This window comes from Streptomyces sp. NBC_00286 (assembly GCF_036173125.1).
Classification (GTDB): domain Bacteria; phylum Actinomycetota; class Actinomycetes; order Streptomycetales; family Streptomycetaceae; genus Streptomyces.
The window spans coordinates 9,093,439-9,110,654 of the sequence record NZ_CP108054.1 but is presented as its reverse complement, the minus strand read 5'-3'; the positions used below and the strand labels follow the sequence as shown (position 1 = coordinate 9,110,654).

At 72.3% G+C, this 17,216-nt stretch carries 12 protein-coding genes and 1 pseudogene; 3 read left to right on the top strand and 10 right to left on the bottom strand.

The window, feature by feature from the left end; translation table 11 throughout:
- Positions 1 to 114 precede the first annotated feature (114 nt).
- From OHT21_RS41085 to OHT21_RS41060, 6 genes and pseudogenes are all read right to left on the bottom strand, one after another.
- On the bottom strand, positions 115 to 1,857 hold the full coding sequence (locus OHT21_RS41085; RefSeq protein ID WP_328773321.1) for an ABC transporter ATP-binding protein: 1,743 nt from the start codon (positions 1,855 to 1,857) through the stop codon (positions 115 to 117).
- Complete coding sequence (locus OHT21_RS41080; protein ID WP_328773320.1) at positions 1,854 to 3,593, bottom strand: ABC transporter ATP-binding protein/permease; 1,740 nt, start codon at positions 3,591 to 3,593, stop codon at positions 1,854 to 1,856. Before OHT21_RS41080 ends, OHT21_RS41085 begins: the two co-directional genes overlap by 4 nt.
- A complete protein-coding gene (locus OHT21_RS41075; protein ID WP_328773319.1) occupies positions 3,590 to 4,420 on the bottom strand; it encodes an ABC transporter ATP-binding protein in 831 nt (276 codons plus the stop codon). Before OHT21_RS41075 ends, OHT21_RS41080 begins: the two co-directional genes overlap by 4 nt.
- A gap of 29 nt (positions 4,421 to 4,449) precedes the next feature.
- On the bottom strand, positions 4,450 to 5,457 hold the full coding sequence (locus tag OHT21_RS41070; protein WP_328773318.1) for a FecCD family ABC transporter permease: 1,008 nt from the start codon (positions 5,455 to 5,457) through the stop codon (positions 4,450 to 4,452).
- A 515-nt stretch (positions 5,458 to 5,972) separates the two neighbouring features.
- Positions 5,973 to 7,001: pseudogene (locus tag OHT21_RS41065) on the bottom strand (FecCD family ABC transporter permease); the annotation flags it as partial.
- A gap of 65 nt (positions 7,002 to 7,066) precedes the next feature.
- Positions 7,067 to 8,044 (bottom strand): ABC transporter substrate-binding protein, encoded by a 978-nt coding sequence (locus OHT21_RS41060; RefSeq protein WP_328773317.1) that lies wholly within the window; start codon positions 8,042 to 8,044, stop codon positions 7,067 to 7,069.
- 212 nt (positions 8,045 to 8,256) lie between these two features.
- Here OHT21_RS41060 and OHT21_RS41055 point away from each other — a divergent pair, with 212 nt between their 5' ends.
- From OHT21_RS41055 to OHT21_RS41045, 3 genes are all read left to right on the top strand, one after another.
- Positions 8,257 to 8,571 carry a DUF1490 family protein gene (locus OHT21_RS41055; RefSeq protein WP_328773316.1) on the top strand — a complete coding sequence of 105 codons (315 nt, stop codon included), beginning with the start codon at positions 8,257 to 8,259 and terminating at the stop codon, positions 8,569 to 8,571.
- A 134-nt stretch (positions 8,572 to 8,705) separates the two neighbouring features.
- Entirely contained in the window at positions 8,706 to 10,991 is a 2,286-nt protein-coding gene (locus OHT21_RS41050; RefSeq protein WP_328773315.1) for a heavy metal translocating P-type ATPase, read from the top strand.
- A gap of 82 nt (positions 10,992 to 11,073) precedes the next feature.
- Positions 11,074 to 12,126, top strand: a complete 1,053-nt coding sequence (locus OHT21_RS41045; RefSeq protein ID WP_328773314.1) for an LLM class flavin-dependent oxidoreductase — start codon at positions 11,074 to 11,076, stop codon at positions 12,124 to 12,126.
- 140 nt (positions 12,127 to 12,266) lie between these two features.
- Here the strand turns inward: OHT21_RS41045 and OHT21_RS41040 are convergent, their stop codons facing one another.
- From OHT21_RS41040 to OHT21_RS41025, 4 genes are all read right to left on the bottom strand, one after another.
- A complete protein-coding gene (locus OHT21_RS41040) occupies positions 12,267 to 13,043 on the bottom strand; it encodes a lysophospholipid acyltransferase family protein (protein WP_328774421.1) in 777 nt (258 codons plus the stop codon).
- Between the two features lie 254 nt (positions 13,044 to 13,297).
- Positions 13,298 to 14,068, bottom strand: coding sequence for a GNAT family N-acetyltransferase (locus OHT21_RS41035; protein WP_328773313.1), 771 nt, complete (start codon positions 14,066 to 14,068; stop codon positions 13,298 to 13,300).
- A gap of 392 nt (positions 14,069 to 14,460) precedes the next feature.
- On the bottom strand, positions 14,461 to 15,210 hold the full coding sequence (locus tag OHT21_RS41030; protein ID WP_328773312.1) for a succinate dehydrogenase/fumarate reductase iron-sulfur subunit: 750 nt from the start codon (positions 15,208 to 15,210) through the stop codon (positions 14,461 to 14,463).
- Positions 15,207 to 17,216: a fumarate reductase/succinate dehydrogenase flavoprotein subunit gene (locus tag OHT21_RS41025; protein WP_328773311.1), complete on the bottom strand. Its 2,010-nt coding sequence runs from the start codon at positions 17,214 to 17,216 to the stop codon at positions 15,207 to 15,209. Before OHT21_RS41025 ends, OHT21_RS41030 begins: the two co-directional genes overlap by 4 nt.

The window sequence follows — 17,216 nt, the reverse complement described above, 5'->3', positions numbered from 1 at the left end:
GTACTCAACGGGACGTCACGTTCTCCTCAGGCTGACGGGGACCTGTACGCGGCTTGCGGGAGGCGTCCGCACGCCCCGGGCCTGTCGGTTTCAGGACGCCCGCGCCTGCCGGGTTCAGTCCGGCGTGACCGCCAGTACGCGGTTGAGTGCGCCGTTGGGGCGGGCGATGAGGTCGTCCCAGGTGCCCTCCTCCGTGATGCGGCCGGATTCCAGTACGGCGATGCGGTCGGCTCGGCGGATGGTGGCGGGGCGGTGGGCGATGACGATGGTGGTGCGGTCGCCCTTGGGGAGCGCGGTGGCGAGTTGGGCGTCGCCGGCGTTGTCCAGGTGGGCTGTTGTCTCGTCCAGTACGAGGATTCTGGGCTCGGCGAGCAGGGCGCGGGCGAGCGCGATGCGGGCGCGCTGGCCGCCGGAAAGGGTGGCGCCGCGCTCGCCGACGAGGGAGTCCATGGGGGCGATCCGGTCGGCGCCGCACAGCCGGGCCGTCTCGGCGAGGAGGTCGTCGTCCGCGTCGGGGGCCGCGAGGCGCAGGTTCTCGGCGAGGGTGCCGTGGAACAGGGGGGTGTCCTGGCCCACGACGGCCACGGCACGGCGGAGTTCCGTATCGGGCAGGTGGCGGAGGTCGATGGGGTCGCCGTCGCCAGGCAGCAGTTGGACGGCTCCGCGGGACGGGTCCCAGAAGCGGGCCAGCAGGTGGGCGCAGGTCGACTTGCCCGCCCCCGATACGCCGACCAGGGCGAGGGTCTGTCCCGCGGGAACCGTCAGGTCGATCTCGTCCAGCACGGCCCGGCCCCCGTAGTCGAAGCTCACCCGGTGCAGCCGGACGCCTAGCGGGCCGGTTGGGAGCGGGCGGGGTGAGGCGGGCGGCGGGGCTGTGGCGGGGGCTTTCACCGCCGCGTCGACTCGGGCGGCCGCGGCGCGCAGGCTGACGGCCTGGCTCAGCGCCCTGGCCGACTCGGCGACCGGGCCCAGCACCGACAGGGCGAGCGTCATCGCCGCCGGGGCCCAGGCGCCGTGCAACCGCCCGGACGTCACGGACTGCGCGGCGGCGGCCACCACGCCGAGGACCGCGAGCACGATGAGGGCGTCGCGGACGGCGGCGGCCATGGCCTCCCAGGTGGCCTCCGCCCGCTGGGCCTCCCCCACCCGCCTGCCCTGTTCGGCGAGACGGCGGCGCCGCTCGGCCAGCCCGCCGAAGGCGAGCAGTTCGCGCAGGCCGTCGACGGTCTCCACGCTGTCGGCCGAAAGCTTGGCGCCGGCCACCCGCGTACGGGCGCCACGCGCGGCGCGTCCGCGCGCGTCGGCGAAGGGCGCCACGGCGAGCAGTCCGGCGACCGGCAGCACCGCGACCAGCAGCCACGGCTCCAGCGTGGCCAGTGCCGCGGCTCCGCCGGTGAACACCACGCCGGATGCGAGGAGTTGGGCCGTGGTGTGGGCGTAGAAGAACTCCAGTGCCTCCACGTCGGCCATCGCGGTGGCGGCCAGATCCCCGCTGCGCCGGCCGGCCACGCGGGCGGGTGCGCTGCGGGCGAGCCCGTCGAAGACCCGCACCCGCAGCTCGGCCAGCACCCGGTAGGCCAAGTCGTGCGAGAGGTCCATCTCACGCCAGGTCATCAGGGCGCGTACGAGAACGAGGGCGGCCAGAGCGGTGACCGTACCGGTCGAGGGGGCGCGGTCCTCAATGACGGCGGTTCCGACGGTGTGCGCGGCCAGCGTCAACAGGGCGACCAGCGACCCCTGTTCGAGCAGTGCGGCGGCGCAGGTGCGGGCCATCATGACGCGGTGCCCGGCGAGGGCGGGCAGCAGAGCGCGCAGTGCGCCCCGCGCGGGTACGGATGCGTCGGTGGTGCCGCTCATGCGGCGACCCCTCCTTCGTCCGTCTGGCCCGCCTTGACGAGCTCGGCGTAGACGCCGCCGGCTTCGACGAGGGCGGTGTGCTCGCCCACGGCGGCCACGCGCCCGCCGTCGAGCACCACGATGCGGTCGGCGTGCCGGACGGCGGCGAGCCGGTGGGCGACCAGCAGAACGGTCCGGTCGCCCGCGGCGGCGAGCAGTTCGCGGACGATGTCCGCCTCACGGCGTTCGTCGACCGCGCTCGTGGCTTCATCGAGGACGAGCACCGGGGCGTCGGCCAGCAGGGCGCGGGCGAGGGCGAGGCGCTGTCGCTGGCCGCCGGACAGGGTGGCGCCGCGTTCGCCGAGGACGGTGGCGTAGCCCTCGGGGAGTGCGGTGATCTCGTCGTGGATGCCGGCGGTCCGTGCCGCGCGTACCAGGTCGTCGTCCGTGGCGGCTGGCCGGGCCAGGCGCAGATTGTCGGCGATGGTGGCGTGGAAGAGGTAGGTCTCCTGCGAGACGACGGCGATGCCCTGTCGCAGCGAGTCGAGCGTGTACGCGGCTATGTCACGGCCGCTGACGGTGATCCGTCCCTGGTGCGGGTCGCGGTGGCGCAGGAGCAGGGCGAGCAGGGTGGACTTGCCGGCTCCCGAGGGGCCGACGATCGCGGTGGTGCACCCCGCTTCGGCGGTGAAGGTGACGCCCCGGAGCGCGGGCGTCTCGGCGCCGACGTAGCTGAACTGCACGTCTTCGAAGCGCACTTGGGGCGGGTCCGGCCAGCGCGCCCGTACCGTTCCCGTGTCGGCGACCGCGGGTTCGGCGGTACGCAGCGCCGCGAGTCCGTCCGCGGCCGACATCCCCAGGTACCCGGCGTGCCACTCACGGGACAGATCGCGTACGGGCCGGAAGCACTCGGACGCCAGCAGCAGCACCAGGTAGGTGCCGGTCGCCGTGGTGGATCCGGTGACCGCCGACCAGCAGGCGAGCAGCGCGGCGGCCGCTGTGCCGCCCTGGATGGCCAGGTCGGTGAGTCCGGTGTCGACGAGCGACACGCGCAGCTTGGCGACGGTGGCGCGGTGCAGCGCCGCCGACCGTTCCTCCAGCCGCTGCCGGGTGCGCCCGACGGCACCCGCGGCCCGCAACGCGGGCATGCCCTGCAGTGCTTCGAGATAGTCGGCGCCCAGTCCCTCGTACGTGTCCCAGTGTTCCTTGCCGCGCTTGGCGAGCAGCCGGTCCCAGGCACGCGGCCCGAACAGGGCGAGCAGCAGGGTGGGTACGAGGCCGAGGAGGGCGGCCGGTTCGACGGCGGCCAGGGCGGCGAGCAGCAGGGGCGGCACGGTGAGGGTGATGAGGAGCTGGGGCAGGTAGCGGGAGACGTAGGCGTCGACGCCCTCGACGCCGTCGACGAGGGTGGTGCGGACGGCTCCGGCGCGCGTGATGGAGAGGTGCGCGGGCCCCAACTGACCGAGGTGGGCGAGGAGTTCGTCGCGCAGGTGCACCCTGACCTGTGCTCCGGCGCGGGTGGCGGTACGCCGCTGCCAGTAGCCGAGCCCGGCCCGTGTGGCGACGGCTCCGAGTACCGCCCCGAGGAGCGGCGGCAGCCGGTTCATGTCGCCTCGGGCCAGGTCGGCGAGGGCGACGGCCAGCAGTACGGCCTGCGCGAGGTGGGTGAGGGTGACGGCGGCCTGCAGAAGGGTGGCCGTGAGCAGGGGACGCCGTGCGTGGCGGGCGGCGCGGCGCAGTTCGGGGTGGACGATCACGAGGATCCCGCTTCGGAGTGGGTGGTGCCGAGGGCGGGAAGAGGGTGGTCCGGGTAACACACCGGCCAGCCGCCCTCGGGGTCCTGTCCGACCCGTCCCGCCACCTTGAGGACGTCCGCGAGCAGTCCGGGCGTGACGACCTCCTTCGGTGGCCCGTCGGCCACCACGCGGCCGTCCCGCAGGGCGACGATCCGTTCGGCGAACCGGGCGGCGTGGGCCAGGTCGTGCAGCACCATCACGACGGTGAGGCCGCGCTCCTCACGCAGCCTCACCACGGTTTGCAGCACGTCGAGTTGATGGTGCAGGTCCAGGTACGTGGTGGGCTCGTCGAGCAGGAGTACGCGGGTGTCCTGGGCGAGCGCCATCGCAAGCCGTACCCGTTGCCGCTCGCCCCCGGACAGCGCGTCGACGTCCCGCTCGGCCCACTGCTCCACGCCTACGTCGCGCAGTGCACGCCGTACGACGGGGTCGTCGCCCTCGCGCAGCATGCCGAGGGGGCCGCGGGCCGCGTACCGCCCCTGCCGTACGAGGTGACGCACCGTCATGCCGGGGACGGCCGGGGCCGCCTGGTGCAGCAGTGCGACCCGCCGGGCGGTGGCGCGCCGGGAGAGCCGGGCGAGGTCGTCGCCGCCGAGCCGTACGCGCCCCTCCTCCGGCCGCAGCAGCCCGGCGGCCAGCCGCAACAGGGTCGACTTTCCGCAGCCGTTGAGGCCGATGAGCGCGGTCAGCTCGCCGGGCTCGACGGTCACGTCGACGCCGCGCAGCACGGGGCGGCCGGGGTAACCGAAGTGGACTCCCTCGACATGGATCCCCAGGGGTTCGGTCATGCTCTGTTCCTTCGTCTCCTTCGTCGACATCAGAACGTCCGGCTCGGTGCGCGGCGTACGACGAGCAGCAGCAGCGCGGCCCCGAGGCAGGTGGTGAGCGCTCCCACCGGCAGGGTGAGCCGGTCGGAGTCCAGCGCGACCGCCAGCAGCCGCGAGGAGAGCTGCGCCGCCGCGTCCGCCCCGCACACCACGGCGGCCCCCACGAGGGCGGCGCCGGGCAGTGCGATCCGCAGGTCCGCGCCGAACACGGCCAGCGCGAGGTGCGGTACGAGCAGCCCGACGAAACCCAGCGCCCCCACGGCGGCGACCGCACCGGCCGTGAGCGCCACCGCGCACAGCAGGGCGAGGGTCCGGGCCCGTGCGGCGGACAGTCCGGCGGCGCCGGCGATCTCGTCACCGCAGCGCAGCAGGGTCAGCGGCCCGGCCAGCAGCCACGCCGCGGCACCCCATACGAGCGCCCAGGGCCACAGCAGGTTCCAGTGCTGCCACACCCGGCCGTCCGTCGTGCCGACGAGCCACTGCACGACGCTGCCGAGCTCCCCCGGCGCGACGAGCAGCACCATGGCGGTGAGCCCGCCGAGCACGGCCGACACGAGCACCCCGTGCACAGCGGTCTGCGCGGGGTCGCCCCGGCCCCGCCCGGCGAGCAGCCACAGCAACGCGGCCCCGGTACAGCCGCCCACGCACGCGGCGACGACAACGGCGAGCGGCGACTCCCACCCCGCGAGCCCGAGACCGGTCGCGGCTACGGCCCCGAGCACGGCACCCGGCGTCACGCCGGTGACCTCGGGCCCGGCGAGCGGGTTGCGCAGGGCGGACTGCAGAACCAGTCCCGCCACCCCGAGGCACGCCCCCGCACCGAGGGCCACCAGCAGCCTGGGCAGGCGGAGTTGGAGCAGGATGTGCCGTTCCGTGGCGCCTCCTCCCCCGCCGAGGACGTCCCAGACGACGGCGGGCGACATGCCACGCCCGGCCAGCAGTTCCGCGCAGACACAGACGACGAGGAGGGCAGCGAGGAGTCCGAAACGCCGGCTCATCGGGACTTCTCCGGGGCGGTCGTCCCACCGGGTCGGGGCAGGGGATGGACGTCGGAAGGACCGTCGCGGTTGGGCTTCTCCCCGAGGGGCCCTCGGACGTCAGGGGCCTGAGAGGCCTCGGGGGCATCGGCCGCCTCGAAAGTCTCGGCGACCTCGTGGATTTCGGGGACCTCGAGGTTCGGGGCGGCCTCGGGAGTGGGGACCTCTGATGCCCCGCTTGCCTCCGATGCCTCGCGGAACTTGGGAGCCTCGCAAACATCGAGAGCTTCGCTGGCATCGCGAACCTCAATGGCCTCGGAGTCCCCGCTTGCCTCCGATGCCTCGCGGGACTTGGGAGCCTCGCAAACATCGAGAGCTTCGCTGGCATCGCGAACCTCAATGGCCTCGGAGCCGGAGGCCACCCGGATCTCGTGGGTCTCAGCGGCCTCGCGAGCGGGGGCCTCGGGAGCGGGGGTCGCGCGCGCCTCGCGGCGAGGTTCCACCCCCGGTGCCTCTGAGCGTCCAGCTGCGGGACCCGCCTCCCGCTGTTCCGCCCGCGCGGCATCCGATCCCGCCGCCCGTCGCCGCGCCGTCGGCCTCCGATGGCCCGACCGGAGCAGTGCGACACCGGCGGGCACGCCGAGCAGAGCCGTCCAGGCGCCGGCCGGTGTCTCCACGGGCGCCAGTGCGAGCCGGGCCGGTACGTCGGCGACGGCCACCACTACGGCGCCCCACGCCGCCGACCAGGGCAGCCAACGTACCGCGTCGGCACGGGGGTTGAGCCGTCGTGCCAGGTGCGGGGCGAGGAACCCGACCCATGCCACCGGCCCGCACACCGCCGTCACCGGTGCGATCAGGACGACGGCGATGGCCAGCGCGGCGAACCGGGCCCACTGCGCGCGCACGCCCAGCGCCTCTGCGTCCTCGTCGCCCAGTCGCAGCACCGACAGCACCGGCGCGCACAGCACGAGCGCGGGCGCGGCGACGAGCAGCCAGGGCCACAGCCCGGTGACGTCCTCCCAGGTGCGGGCGGAGAGCGAACCGAGCAGATACCGGTAGATCAGCTGAAGGTCGAGCTGATCGGCCATCACCATGAGGACGAGCAGCGCGGCCTGCAGGGCGGCGGCGACCGCGGCGCCCGTGAGCAGTACGGCGGATGGGCTGCGCCCCACCCCTGCCGCGAGCAGCGTAAGGGCACCGCCGAGCGCGGCCCCGCCGATGGCCAGCAAGGGCTGGACGGCGGCCGGGATCGACACCGCCAGCACCAGCGGCGCGGCGACCCCGAGCGCCGCCCCGGACGAAAGGCCCAGCATCTCAGGGACCGCGAGCGGGTTGCGCAGCGCCTCCTGCAGTACGAGCCCTGCCGCACCCAGGCAGGCCCCGGCGACCAGCGCCAACACCAGCCGAGGCACGCGGAGTTCGGTGACGACGACCCCGGCGAACGTACTGTCCGCGTCGAGCAGCGCATCGGGCAGCCGGTACAGGGGAACGTACGGCGTGCCCAAACTCAGCGCGCAGACGGACGCGGCGACCAACAGCCCGATGACCAAGGCGAGTTGCCACATCCCACCGGACCGCGGGAGCCGCCCTCCCGACCTCGCCCCCTCTACCGCCGTCGCGGTGGGCGCGCTCACCGGAGCGCGGCCGTGGCCTCGTCGAGGACGATGCCCAGGGAACGGGTGCCGCGACCCTTGGCCCACACTTCGGAGTTCACCTCGTGGACGTCCCCGTTCTGGACGGCCGTGATCTTCTCCCACAGCGGGTTCTTCGCCAGCTTCTCCGACAGCTTGCCGTCCGCTTCGCCGAAGGCGATCGTCTCGACGAACAGTACGTCCACGTCCCGCGCGAGGATCTCTTCGAGGCTGTAACTGCCCTCCACGCCACGGGACTTCCAGGGGTAGTCCGCCAGCTTCGGGAACAGCCCGCCCGCCACGTCCGTCCCCGGAGTGGCGACGCCGAAGTTCTCGTCGCTGCCGTAGATGACGAGCGCGGTCTTGTCGCTCTTGTTCTGCTCGGCCTCGGCGAGCTTGGTGCGGAAGGTCTTCTCGGCCTTCTCGCCCTGGGCGGTACGGCCGGTGAGCGCGGCGACATCGCGCAGGTACCCCACGCTGTCCTGCCAGGTTTCGGGCTGCATGGGCCAGAAGGTGGTGGCGTTTTTCAGGGCCGGGGCGAGCTTGCCGTGGGTGTCCTCGAGGCCGATGACCAGATCGGGCTTGTGGGAGAGGATCGCCTCCACCTCGGGGGCGATGAACCCGCCCGGAATGACGTCGACTTCCTTCGCCTTCGTCTCCCCCAGGAAGTCCGGGTGGGCGAGAAGCGCGCTGTTGGTGGCCGTGGGGACGATGCCCAGCTCGGTCAGGATGTCGTCGCAGAGCGCGAACAGGCAGACGACACGCTGCGGTTCCTTCTGCAGGGAGATCTTGACGCCCTTCGCGTCCGTCAACTCCTGTGTCGCCTTGATGGGTTGCACGGTGACATCGGTCTTCGCACCGGCCGCGGCGGCGCCTTCACTCGCGGGTTCGTTGGACTCGCCGCATCCGACCAGTACAGACCCCACTATCACCGCGGTGATCCAACTGCGGACGAATCTCGACGGGGAGCGCAGCATCGATGCCCTCGCTTCTCTTCTTCTCAGGTCCCGGAACGCCCCGACAATACATGATAATCGTTTTCATCTGTCCCTCGTTCACGCCTCGTTCACGGAGGGGGCCGACCACCCCTCCGGTACGGCTGATGCACGGCATCCACCATGGGGCGAGAATGGACTTACCGCATCAAAGAAACACAAAGCCTGCCGAATCCGGCCCGCGGAAGGAGATCATGATGCATCCAGCCGCTCTCGCAGGTGCGGTCGCGGGCCGCATCACGCATTACGCCTTGTCCGGAACCGCCGGCGTACTGGTTCTGCGGGGAGCCGCCAAGGTCGCACCCAAGGCGAAGCCCGCGGCACGCAGGCTTCTGGTGAGCGGCATCGCGGGCGGCATCACGACGGGGCGACGGCTCGGGGCGGCTGCCGAGGAGGCCCGCCTGAAAGCGGGAGACCTGCTGGCGGAGGCCAAGCAGCAGTTGGGCGAGGAGGCGCTGCCGCCCTCGGCGGTCGGCGTCGAGGAGCACGCCCACGACCACGAGCACTAAGCGCTCCGTTGGAAGGACGGTGGTGAACCAGCGGGCCGGTGGGGGCTGATCGCGCAGGTACCGCGCCCCTTACGGGGCGCGGTACCGCACCACTTCACCAAGGCCGTTGAGAGGGCATCTGAGAGGTGGTCGCTATGTCCGGCACGTCCGCACCCGGCGACATTCCCACGCCCGGTCCGGATCCCGGCTCCGGCTCCGGCTCCGGCTCCGGCTCCGGCTCCGGCTCCGGCTCCGGCTCCGGGGTGATGGTGCGGTCGGCCGCCGCGGGCCGCGTACGGCTGCTCGTTCCCTGGCTGCGGGCGCGGCCCGGGTGTGCCGGGCTCGTCGATGAGCGGTTCGCCGATCTGCCGGGGTTCAGGGCGCTGCGTATCTTTCCGCGGACGGGTGCCGTGATCGTCTGGGTGCAGCCCGACTTGGTCGACGTGGAGCGGCTGGTCGCCGCCCTTGCCGAGGCGCCGCCGCCGGAGGCACCCGCCCGAGCCAGCCGGTCCGTACCCGATTCCTCCACGGGCGAGGTCGCGCGCCTGGTCGTCGGCGGTGCGGTGCTCGCCCTGGTGGGACTGCGGCGACTGCTCGGCCGGCCTCCGTGGACCCCGGGGGGCGCGTCCGGCTTCCTCGGCGCGGTCACCGTCTTCACCGGGCTGCCGTTCTTCCGCGGCGCCGCCCGCACCCTCGGCGGCAGACGCCACGCCGGCACCGATCTGCTGGTGACGACGGCGACCGTGATCTCGCTCGTGCTGCGCGAGAACGTGGTCGCGCTGATGGTGCTGTGGCTGCTCAACATCGGCGAGTTCCTGCAGGCCATCACCCTGCGACGGACCCGGCGCGCCATCGAGGAACTGCTCTCCATCGGCGAGGAGCGGGTCTGGCTGGTCCGCGACGGCGTGGAGGTGGAGGTCGATCTCACGGAGGTCAGGACCGGGGACGCGGTCGCGGTGTACGAGCACCACCGCATCCCCGTCGACGGAATCGCCGAGTCCGGCGAGGCACTGGTCGACCAGGCGGCGATCACCGGTGAGGCGCTCCCGGTGTACGTGCATCCCGGCAGCGAGGTGTACGCGGGCACCCTCGTCTCCACCGGCTCCCTGACCGTACGGGCCACCTCCGTCGGACAGGACACGGTCGTGGGGCGGATCATCACCCGGGTCGAGGAGGCGCAGGCCGACCGGGCGCCGATCCAGACCGTCGCCGCCGCCTTCACCCGCCGCTTCGTGCCCGTCTCGTTCGCCCTGTCGGGGATCACGTACGTGCTGACGCGGGACGCCAGGCGTGCGATGACCATGCTGCTGATCCCCTGCCCCTGCGCCGCGGGCCTGGCCACGCCGACCGCGATCAGCGCGGCCATCGGCAACGGCGCCCGCCGGGGCACGCTCATCAAGGGCGGCACCCACCTGGAAGGGATCGGCCGGGTCACCGCCGTGGTCTTCGACAAGACCGGCACCCTCACGCTCGGGCGTCCCCTGGTCACCAGCGTGGTGCAGCTCGACGAGGAGTTCACCACCGATCAGATCCTGAGCCTGGCGGCCTCCGGTGAGATGCACGCACGGCACCCGCTCGCCGAGGCCATCGTCCGGCGTACCGAGGAACAGCACCTGCACATCCCGATCCACCAGGCCTGCGAGGTCGTCCTCGGCATGGGTGTACGCGCCGAACTCGACGGCACCCGCCTGCTGGTGGGCAGCCCCGCCCTGCTGCGCCGCCACGGCCTGGACCTCTCCGAGGTGGCCGAGGCATGGACGAGCCGGCTGCGCGCCGTCGGCGAGACCGTCATCTGCCTCGCCCACGACGAGAAGCTGATCGGCATGCTCGGCCTGTCCGACGCGGTACGGGGCGGAGCCGACACCGTCGTCCGCCAGCTGACCGACCTCGGGGTGACCCGCATCGTGCTGCTGACCGGCGACGCGCCGGAGACCGCCCAGGCCGTGGCCGACACCCTCGGCATCACGGAGGTGCACGCCCATGCGCTGCCCGAGGCCAAACTCCAGCTGATCCGCGACCTCCAGGCGGAGGGGCACAGCGTGGCGATGGTCGGCGACGGCACCAACGACGCCCCAGCGCTGGCGCTCGCGGATGTCGGCATCGTCATGGGCTCCCACTCCTCCCATGTCGCGCTGGAGACCGCCGACATCGCCCTCGCCGGAAACGACCTGCGCAATGTCGCCGCCGTCGTGGAACTCAGCCGGCACACCCTGCGCGTCGTACGGCAGAACTACACCCTGGCCATCGGCGTGAACCTCGTCGGCCTCGTCGCGGGCGCCGGCGGCTCCGTCAACCCCGTACTGGCCGCTCTGCTGCACAACACCAGCAGCATCGCCGTGGTCGCCAACTCCGCCCGGCTCGTGGGACACACCCCGCATCTGCCGGGAGAGGCCGCCGGACGGCTACGGGCCGCACCCCTGGAGGAGCGGCGAGTGCGCTGAACCCCGAACCGATCATGGCACCGCGGAAGAAATCAGCCGTACGACGGTTGAGACAAGGGAGTCCACTTCCAGCGGAGCAGCCATGTCGAACCAGCACCATCCCAACGCCCGCGAGAACCGCGGCTCTCGTGTCCAAGCGACCCGCTTCTCCGTCCTGGACCGCTCGCGCACCCGGGAGGGACACGACGGCCCCGAGTCCCTGCGTGACACCGTGGGGCTGGCGCAGGAACTCGAGCGGCTCGGCTACCACCGGATATGGGTCTCGGAACACCACGGCGTGCCGGGAGTCGCCGGTTCCGCGCCCACCGTGCTGGCCGCCGCGGTCGCCGCCGCGACGCGCACGATCCGGGTCGGCACGGGCGGAGTGATGCTGCCGAACCACCAACCCCTCGTCGTAGCCGAGCAGTTCGGCGTCCTCGAGTCCCTGTTCCCGGGACGTATCGACATGGGTCTGGGCCGCTCCGTGGGCTTCACCGACGGCGTACGGAAGGCACTGGGCCGGGACAAGGACGTCGCCGACGATTTCGCGGGGCAGCTCGAGGAGTTGCTGGGCTGGTTCCGCGGCACCTCTCCGACGGGAGTGCACGCGCGTCCGGCCGAGGGGCTGACCGTGCCGCCGTTCGTGCTGGCCATGGGCGAGGGCGCCACGATCGCCGCCCGCGCGGGCCTGCCGATGGTCATCGGCGACCTACGCGGTCGCGACAAGATGCGGCGCGGCATCGACCACTACCGCGCGACGTTCCGGCCCTCCGCCTGGGCGAGCGAGCCGTACGTCGTCATCTCCGGCACGATCGCGGTCGCGGACAGCCCCGAGGAGGCCCGCCGCCTGCTGCTCCCGGAGGCCTGGTCGATGGCGCACTCCCGCACCCGCGGCACGTTCCCGCCGCTGCCGCCCGCAGAGCGCGTCGAGGCACTGACGATGAGCGACAAGGAGCGCGGCTTCTACGAGTCCGGCCTCAGGGGTCACATCGCCGGCACCGAGGAGCAGGTCGCCCACGAACTGGAGACGGTGCTCAAGGAGACGGACGCGGACGAGGTCCTGGTCACGACCAGTACGTACGACCGCGACGCCCTCCTGGACTCGTACGAGAGACTGGCCCGGCTCGCGGGACTGGGCGGCGCGGGCCCGGCCTGAGCGATTCGCTGGAAGTCCGGTGCGTCACCCGCGGGTCCGTGGTGGCTGGTCGCTCCCCCATCGCGGCGGAACCGCGAATTGGCGCAGCCCCGTGCCCCTTTGGGGCGCTGCCCGAACCGCATCGGACGTCGCCGGCCTGCTTAGGACGCCGCTCCGTGATCCCCTTCCGAGTTCGCGCACGTCCGGTGCGTGGCAGCCGCCTGGGCGGCCTGGGCCAGGGTCCGCCGGTCGGGTGCGCTGTCCGGTGCGAGCAGCGGCTGTACGTGTACCTCGGCCACCAGACCGCGTGCCGACGCGACCCGCCACACCGAGGCGAGCAGCGAGTCGCTTCCGACGAACGCGGGTGCCGTGGTCGCCGCTCCCCCGTCGAGCCGGTAGTGCAGGCGCACCGGCTGGACGGGTGCGGCGGCGTCCAGTGCAGCCTGGAACGCGGCCCTGCGGAACGGCCCTTGGGCCCGGCCGCACCAGGTACTGCCTTCCGGGAAGACCACGACCGCGGCGCCGTCGCGCAGGGTGTCCGCGATCCGCGCGACCGTCGTCGGCAGCGCGCGCAGCCGGTCGCGCTCGATGAACAGGGCGCCGCTGCTCGCGGTCAGCGCGCCCGCCACGGGCCACTGCCGGATCTCGGCCTTGGCCAGCATCCGCCCGGGGCGGACGGCCGCGAGGAGCGGAATGTCCAGCCAGGAGATGTGGTTGGCGACCAGCAGCAGCCCGCCGGTGGGCGGGGCGGCTCCGGATGTCCGTACGCGTACGCCCACCGCGCGCACGATCGTCCGGCACCAGAGCCGGATGGCACGATCGCGCCGCGCACTCTCGAACCGTCCGACGACCGGGATCAGCACGATCCCGACGAGGAGCACACTCAGAACCACGATCAGCCGCAGCACGGCCCGCGGTACGGCGGCCAGGGACCCCATCGACTCCACGCAGGCATGCGGTGTACACGGGGCGCTGGGCAGCCAGGCACTGGCCGGGGCGGCGCCCGGCGCAGCGGGACGGTCCGCGACCTGCGTCCCGGCGGCACGGCGTACGCGGGGCCGGGGTACCGCCCGGCGCCCCGGGAGCGCGGCCGCGCCCGCGCCGGGGCTCGCGAGGGCCGCCGCGCCGCGCCGCGGGCGGAGCAGCACCGCGGTGCGCAGCGCACCCGTCACAGTCACCCGTGAGGCGTCCATCAGGCCGGGACGAGCGACAGGAAGTGCCGCAGATAGCGGGAGTTGACGCGGTGCATCGGCAGCAGCACGTACAGGTCGGCCACGCCGAAGTCGGGGTCGTGGGCGGGTTCCGCGCAGACCCAGGCGCCGAGGCGGAGGTAGCCGCGCAGGAGCGCGGGGAGTTCGGTGCGGGCCGGGCGCTGGATGCCCTCCGGGTTCCAGGGCAGCAGCGGGCGTACGCGGTACTCCTCGGGCGCCAGGTACTTCTCCCGTACGCGGTCCCAGGTGCCCGCGGCGAGCGTGCCGCCGTCGGCCAGCGGGATGGAGCAGCAGCCGGCGAGCCACTCGTGGCCGCCCTCGACCATGTAGCGCGCGATACCGGCCCAGATGAGGCCGATGACGGCGCCGTCCCGGTGGTCGGGGTGGACGCAGGAGCGGCCGACCTCGACGAGCCCGGAGCGGATCCCGGCGAGCGGCCCGAGGTCGAACTCGCTCTCCGAGTACAGCCGTCCGGCGATCGCGGCACGCTCCGGCGGCAGCAGCCGGTAGGTGCCGACGACCTGTCCGGTCACCGTGTCGCGGACGAGCAGGTGGTCGCAGTAGGCGTCGAAGGCGTCGATGTCGAGGCCCGGCTGCGGGGAGGACAGCAGGGCGCCCATCTCCCCGGCGAAGACGTCGTGGCGCAGCCGCTGCGCGGCCCGCACATCCGCCTCGTCGCGGGCCAGGGTGACGGTGTAGCGGGTGGGTGCGGTCGCCTGCGGCGGGCTGGCGAGCGTGGTTACGCCGGTCATGGCTGGCTCTCTCCTGGGGACGTTGGCCGGTGTGCGGCGGGAGGTGAGCGGAGCGGAAGGTGAGCAGACCGCTTGGGTACGGCGTGCACGTTCCTGTTCTCCCGACGCCGGCTGACCGGCGCGTAACCTACGCAGAGAGGTGGGATGTGGGCTTGTTGAATGCCCGGGTGCGGCGGCCCTGACAAAGCTTGGCGGGGCCGGAGAGCACCACTCCCGGCCCCGCCCGTCCGCACCTGTACGGCGAACGTTCATACGCGCCCCGTAGGGGCGCGGGGGTGTGCCAATTTGCGGCTCCGCCGCGATGGGGGCCCCCGCTCGAGCGAATTCGAGAGTGGGGGAGCGACCAGCCACACCGGACCCGCAGCCCGAAGACGGCAATTCCCCCTACGGCGCTACCGCTTGGCGGCCTTGCGAGTAGCCCGCAGCCACTCCTTGTTCATGCTCGTGATGGAAACCAGCGGAATCCCCTTCGGGCACGCGGTGGCGCACTCACCAGCCAACGTGCACCCACCGAACCCTTCCTCATCCATCTGCTCAACCATGTCGAGCACCCGCGTCTCGCGCTCCGGCGCCCCCTGCGGCAAAACGTTCAGGTGGTTCACCTTGGCCGAAGTGAACAGCATCGCGGCCCCGTTGGGGCAGGCAGCCACACACGCCCCGCAGCCGATGCACTCCGCGTGCTCGAACGCGAAGTCCGCGTCCGGCTTCGGTACGGGCGTGGCGTGGGCCTCGGGCGCGGCGCCGGTCGGAGCGGTGATGTAGCCGCCGGCCTGGATGATCCGGTCGAAGGCGCTCCGGTCGACCACGAGGTCCTTCACCACCGGGAAGGCGGAGGCCCGCCACGGCTCGATGTCGATCGTGTCGCCGTCCTTGAAGGACCGCATGTGCAACTGACAAGTGGTCGTACGCTCCGGACCGTGCGCGTCGCCGTTGATGACGAGCGAGCAGGCGCCGCAGATGCCCTCCCGGCAGTCGTGGTCGAAGGCCACGGGGTCCTCGCCGCGCAGGATGAGCTCCTCGTTGAGGGTGTCGAGCATCTCCAGGAAGGACATGTCGGGCGAGATGTCGTCCACTTCGTACGTGGACATCGCTCCGTCGGCGTCGGCGTTCCGCTGCCGCCAGACGCGCAGGGTGAGCTTCATGCGTAGCTCCGCTGAGTGGGGTGGACGTACTCGAAGACCAGGTCTTCCTTGTGCAGGACGGGCGCTTGGCCGGTCTCGGTGAACTCCCAGGCCGCCGCGTACGAGAACTCCTCGTCCCGGCGCTCCGCCTCACCGTCCGGGGTCTGGGACTCCTCCCGGAAGTGGCCGCCGCAGGACTCGCCGCGGTGCAGCGCGTCGAGGCACATCAGCTCGGCGAGTTCCAGGTAGTCGGCGATGCGGTTCGCCTTCTCCAGCGACTGGTTGAACTCCTCGCCGGTGCCGGGAACCTTGATGCGCCGCCAGAACTCCTCACGGATCTGCGGGATACGCTCCAGCGCCTTGCGCAGCCCCGTCTCCGTACGGGCCATTCCGCAGAACTCCCACATCAGCTCGCCGAGTTCACGGTGGAAGGAGTCGGGGGTGCGGTCGCCGTCGACGGCGAGGAGCAGGCTCAGCCGGTCCTCGGTATCGGCCAGCACCTCCTGGACGACGGGGTGTTCGGCCGAGACCTGCTCGTGGTGCGGGTTACGGGCGAGGTAGTCGTTGATCGTCGACGGCAGGACGAAGTAGCCGTCGGCCAGTCCCTGCATCAGCGCCGAGGCGCCGAGCCGGTTCGCCCCGTGGTCGGAGAAGTTGGCCTCGCCGATCGCGAACAGGCCGGGGATGGTGGTCTGCAGGTCGTAGTCGACCCACAGCCCGCCCATCGTGTAGTGCACGGCGGGATAGATCCGCATCGGCACCTCGTACGGATCCTCGTCGGTGATCCGCTGGTACATGTCGAAGAGGTTGCCGTACTTGGCCTCGACGGCCTTGCGGCCCATGCGTTTGATCGCGTCGGCGAAGTCCAGGTAGACGCCCTCCCGTCTCCCACCACCGCCCTCAACCGAGGAGCCTTCGGCTCCGCCCCTCTGGTTCTGGCCGCCGGGGCCCACTCCCCTGCCCTCGTCGCAGACGTTCTTGGCCGCCCGGGAGGCGATGTCACGGGGCACGAGGTTGCCGAAGGACGGGTAGATGCGCTCCAGGTAGTAGTCGCGCTCGTCCTCGGGGATCTCGTTCGCGGGCCGCTGGTCGCCCTGCGCCTTCGGCACCCAGATCCGGCCGTCGTTGCGCAGCGACTCGCTCATCAGCGTGAGCTTCGACTGGTGTTCGCCGGTGCGCGGAATGCACGTGGGGTGGATCTGTGTGAAGCAGGGGTTCGCGAAGTACGCTCCGCGCCGGTGCGCCCGCCAGATGGCGGTGGCGTTGGAGTTCATGGCGTTCGTCGACAGATAGAAGACGTTGCCGTAACCGCCGCTCGCCAGGACGACGGCGTCCGCGAAGTAGGTGTCGATACGGCCCGTGATCAGGTCACGCGCCACGATGCCGCGCGCCCGGCCGTCGACGACGATCAGGTCGAGCATCTCGGTCCGCGGATGCATCTCGATGTTGCCGGCGGCGATCTGCCGCGACAGCGCCTGATACGCGCCGAGCAGCAGCTGCTGGCCCGTCTGCCCGCGGGCGTAGAAGGTCCGGGACACCTGTACGCCGCCGAAGGACCGGGTGTCGAGGAGGCCGCCGTACTCGCGGGCGAAGGGCACACCCTGCGCCACGCACTGGTCGATGATCTCCACCGAGATCTGCGCCAGGCGGTGGACGTTGGACTCGCGGGCCCTGAAGTCGCCGCCCTTGACGGTGTCGTAGAACAGCCGGTGGATCGAGTCGCCGTCGTTGCGGTAGTTCTTCGCGGCGTTGATGCCGCCCTGCGCGGCGATCGAGTGGGCGCGGCGCGGGGAGTCCTGGTAGCAGAACTGCACGACGTGGTAGCCCTGTTCGGCCAGCGTGGCACCCGCGGAGCCGCCCGCGAGGCCGGTGCCGACGACGATCACCGTGTGCTTGCGACGGTTGGCGGGGTTGACCAGCTTGGCCTCGAAACGGCGGGTGTCCCAGCGCTCGTTGACGGGTCCGGACGGGGCCTTGGTGTCGACGACCGGCTCCCCGGTCGCGTAGTCGGCGTACTCAGCGGTCAT

Bases quoted from the DNA above. Each gene is read 5' to 3' on its own strand.
- OHT21_RS41070 (WP_328773318.1), bottom strand. From the start codon at position 5,457: ATGAGCCGGCGTTTCGGACTCCTCGCTGCCCTCCTCGTCGTCTGTGTC.
- OHT21_RS41050 (WP_328773315.1), top strand. From the start codon at position 8,706: ATGTCCGGCACGTCCGCACCCGGCGACATTCCCACGCCCGGTCCGGAT.
- OHT21_RS41075 (WP_328773319.1), bottom strand. From the start codon at position 4,420: ATGACCGAACCCCTGGGGATCCATGTCGAGGGAGTCCACTTCGGTTAC.
- OHT21_RS41045 (WP_328773314.1), top strand. From the start codon at position 11,074: ATGTCGAACCAGCACCATCCCAACGCCCGCGAGAACCGCGGCTCTCGT.
- OHT21_RS41030 (WP_328773312.1), bottom strand. From the start codon at position 15,210: ATGAAGCTCACCCTGCGCGTCTGGCGGCAGCGGAACGCCGACGCCGAC.
- OHT21_RS41055 (WP_328773316.1), top strand. From the start codon at position 8,257: ATGATGCATCCAGCCGCTCTCGCAGGTGCGGTCGCGGGCCGCATCACG.
- OHT21_RS41025 (WP_328773311.1), bottom strand. From the start codon at position 17,216: ATGACCGCTGAGTACGCCGACTACGCGACCGGGGAGCCGGTCGTCGAC.
- OHT21_RS41085 (WP_328773321.1), bottom strand. From the start codon at position 1,857: ATGAGCGGCACCACCGACGCATCCGTACCCGCGCGGGGCGCACTGCGC.
- OHT21_RS41040 (WP_328774421.1), bottom strand. From the start codon at position 13,043: ATGGGGTCCCTGGCCGCCGTACCGCGGGCCGTGCTGCGGCTGATCGTG.
- OHT21_RS41060 (WP_328773317.1), bottom strand. From the start codon at position 8,044: ATGCTGCGCTCCCCGTCGAGATTCGTCCGCAGTTGGATCACCGCGGTG.
- OHT21_RS41035 (WP_328773313.1), bottom strand. From the start codon at position 14,068: ATGACCGGCGTAACCACGCTCGCCAGCCCGCCGCAGGCGACCGCACCC.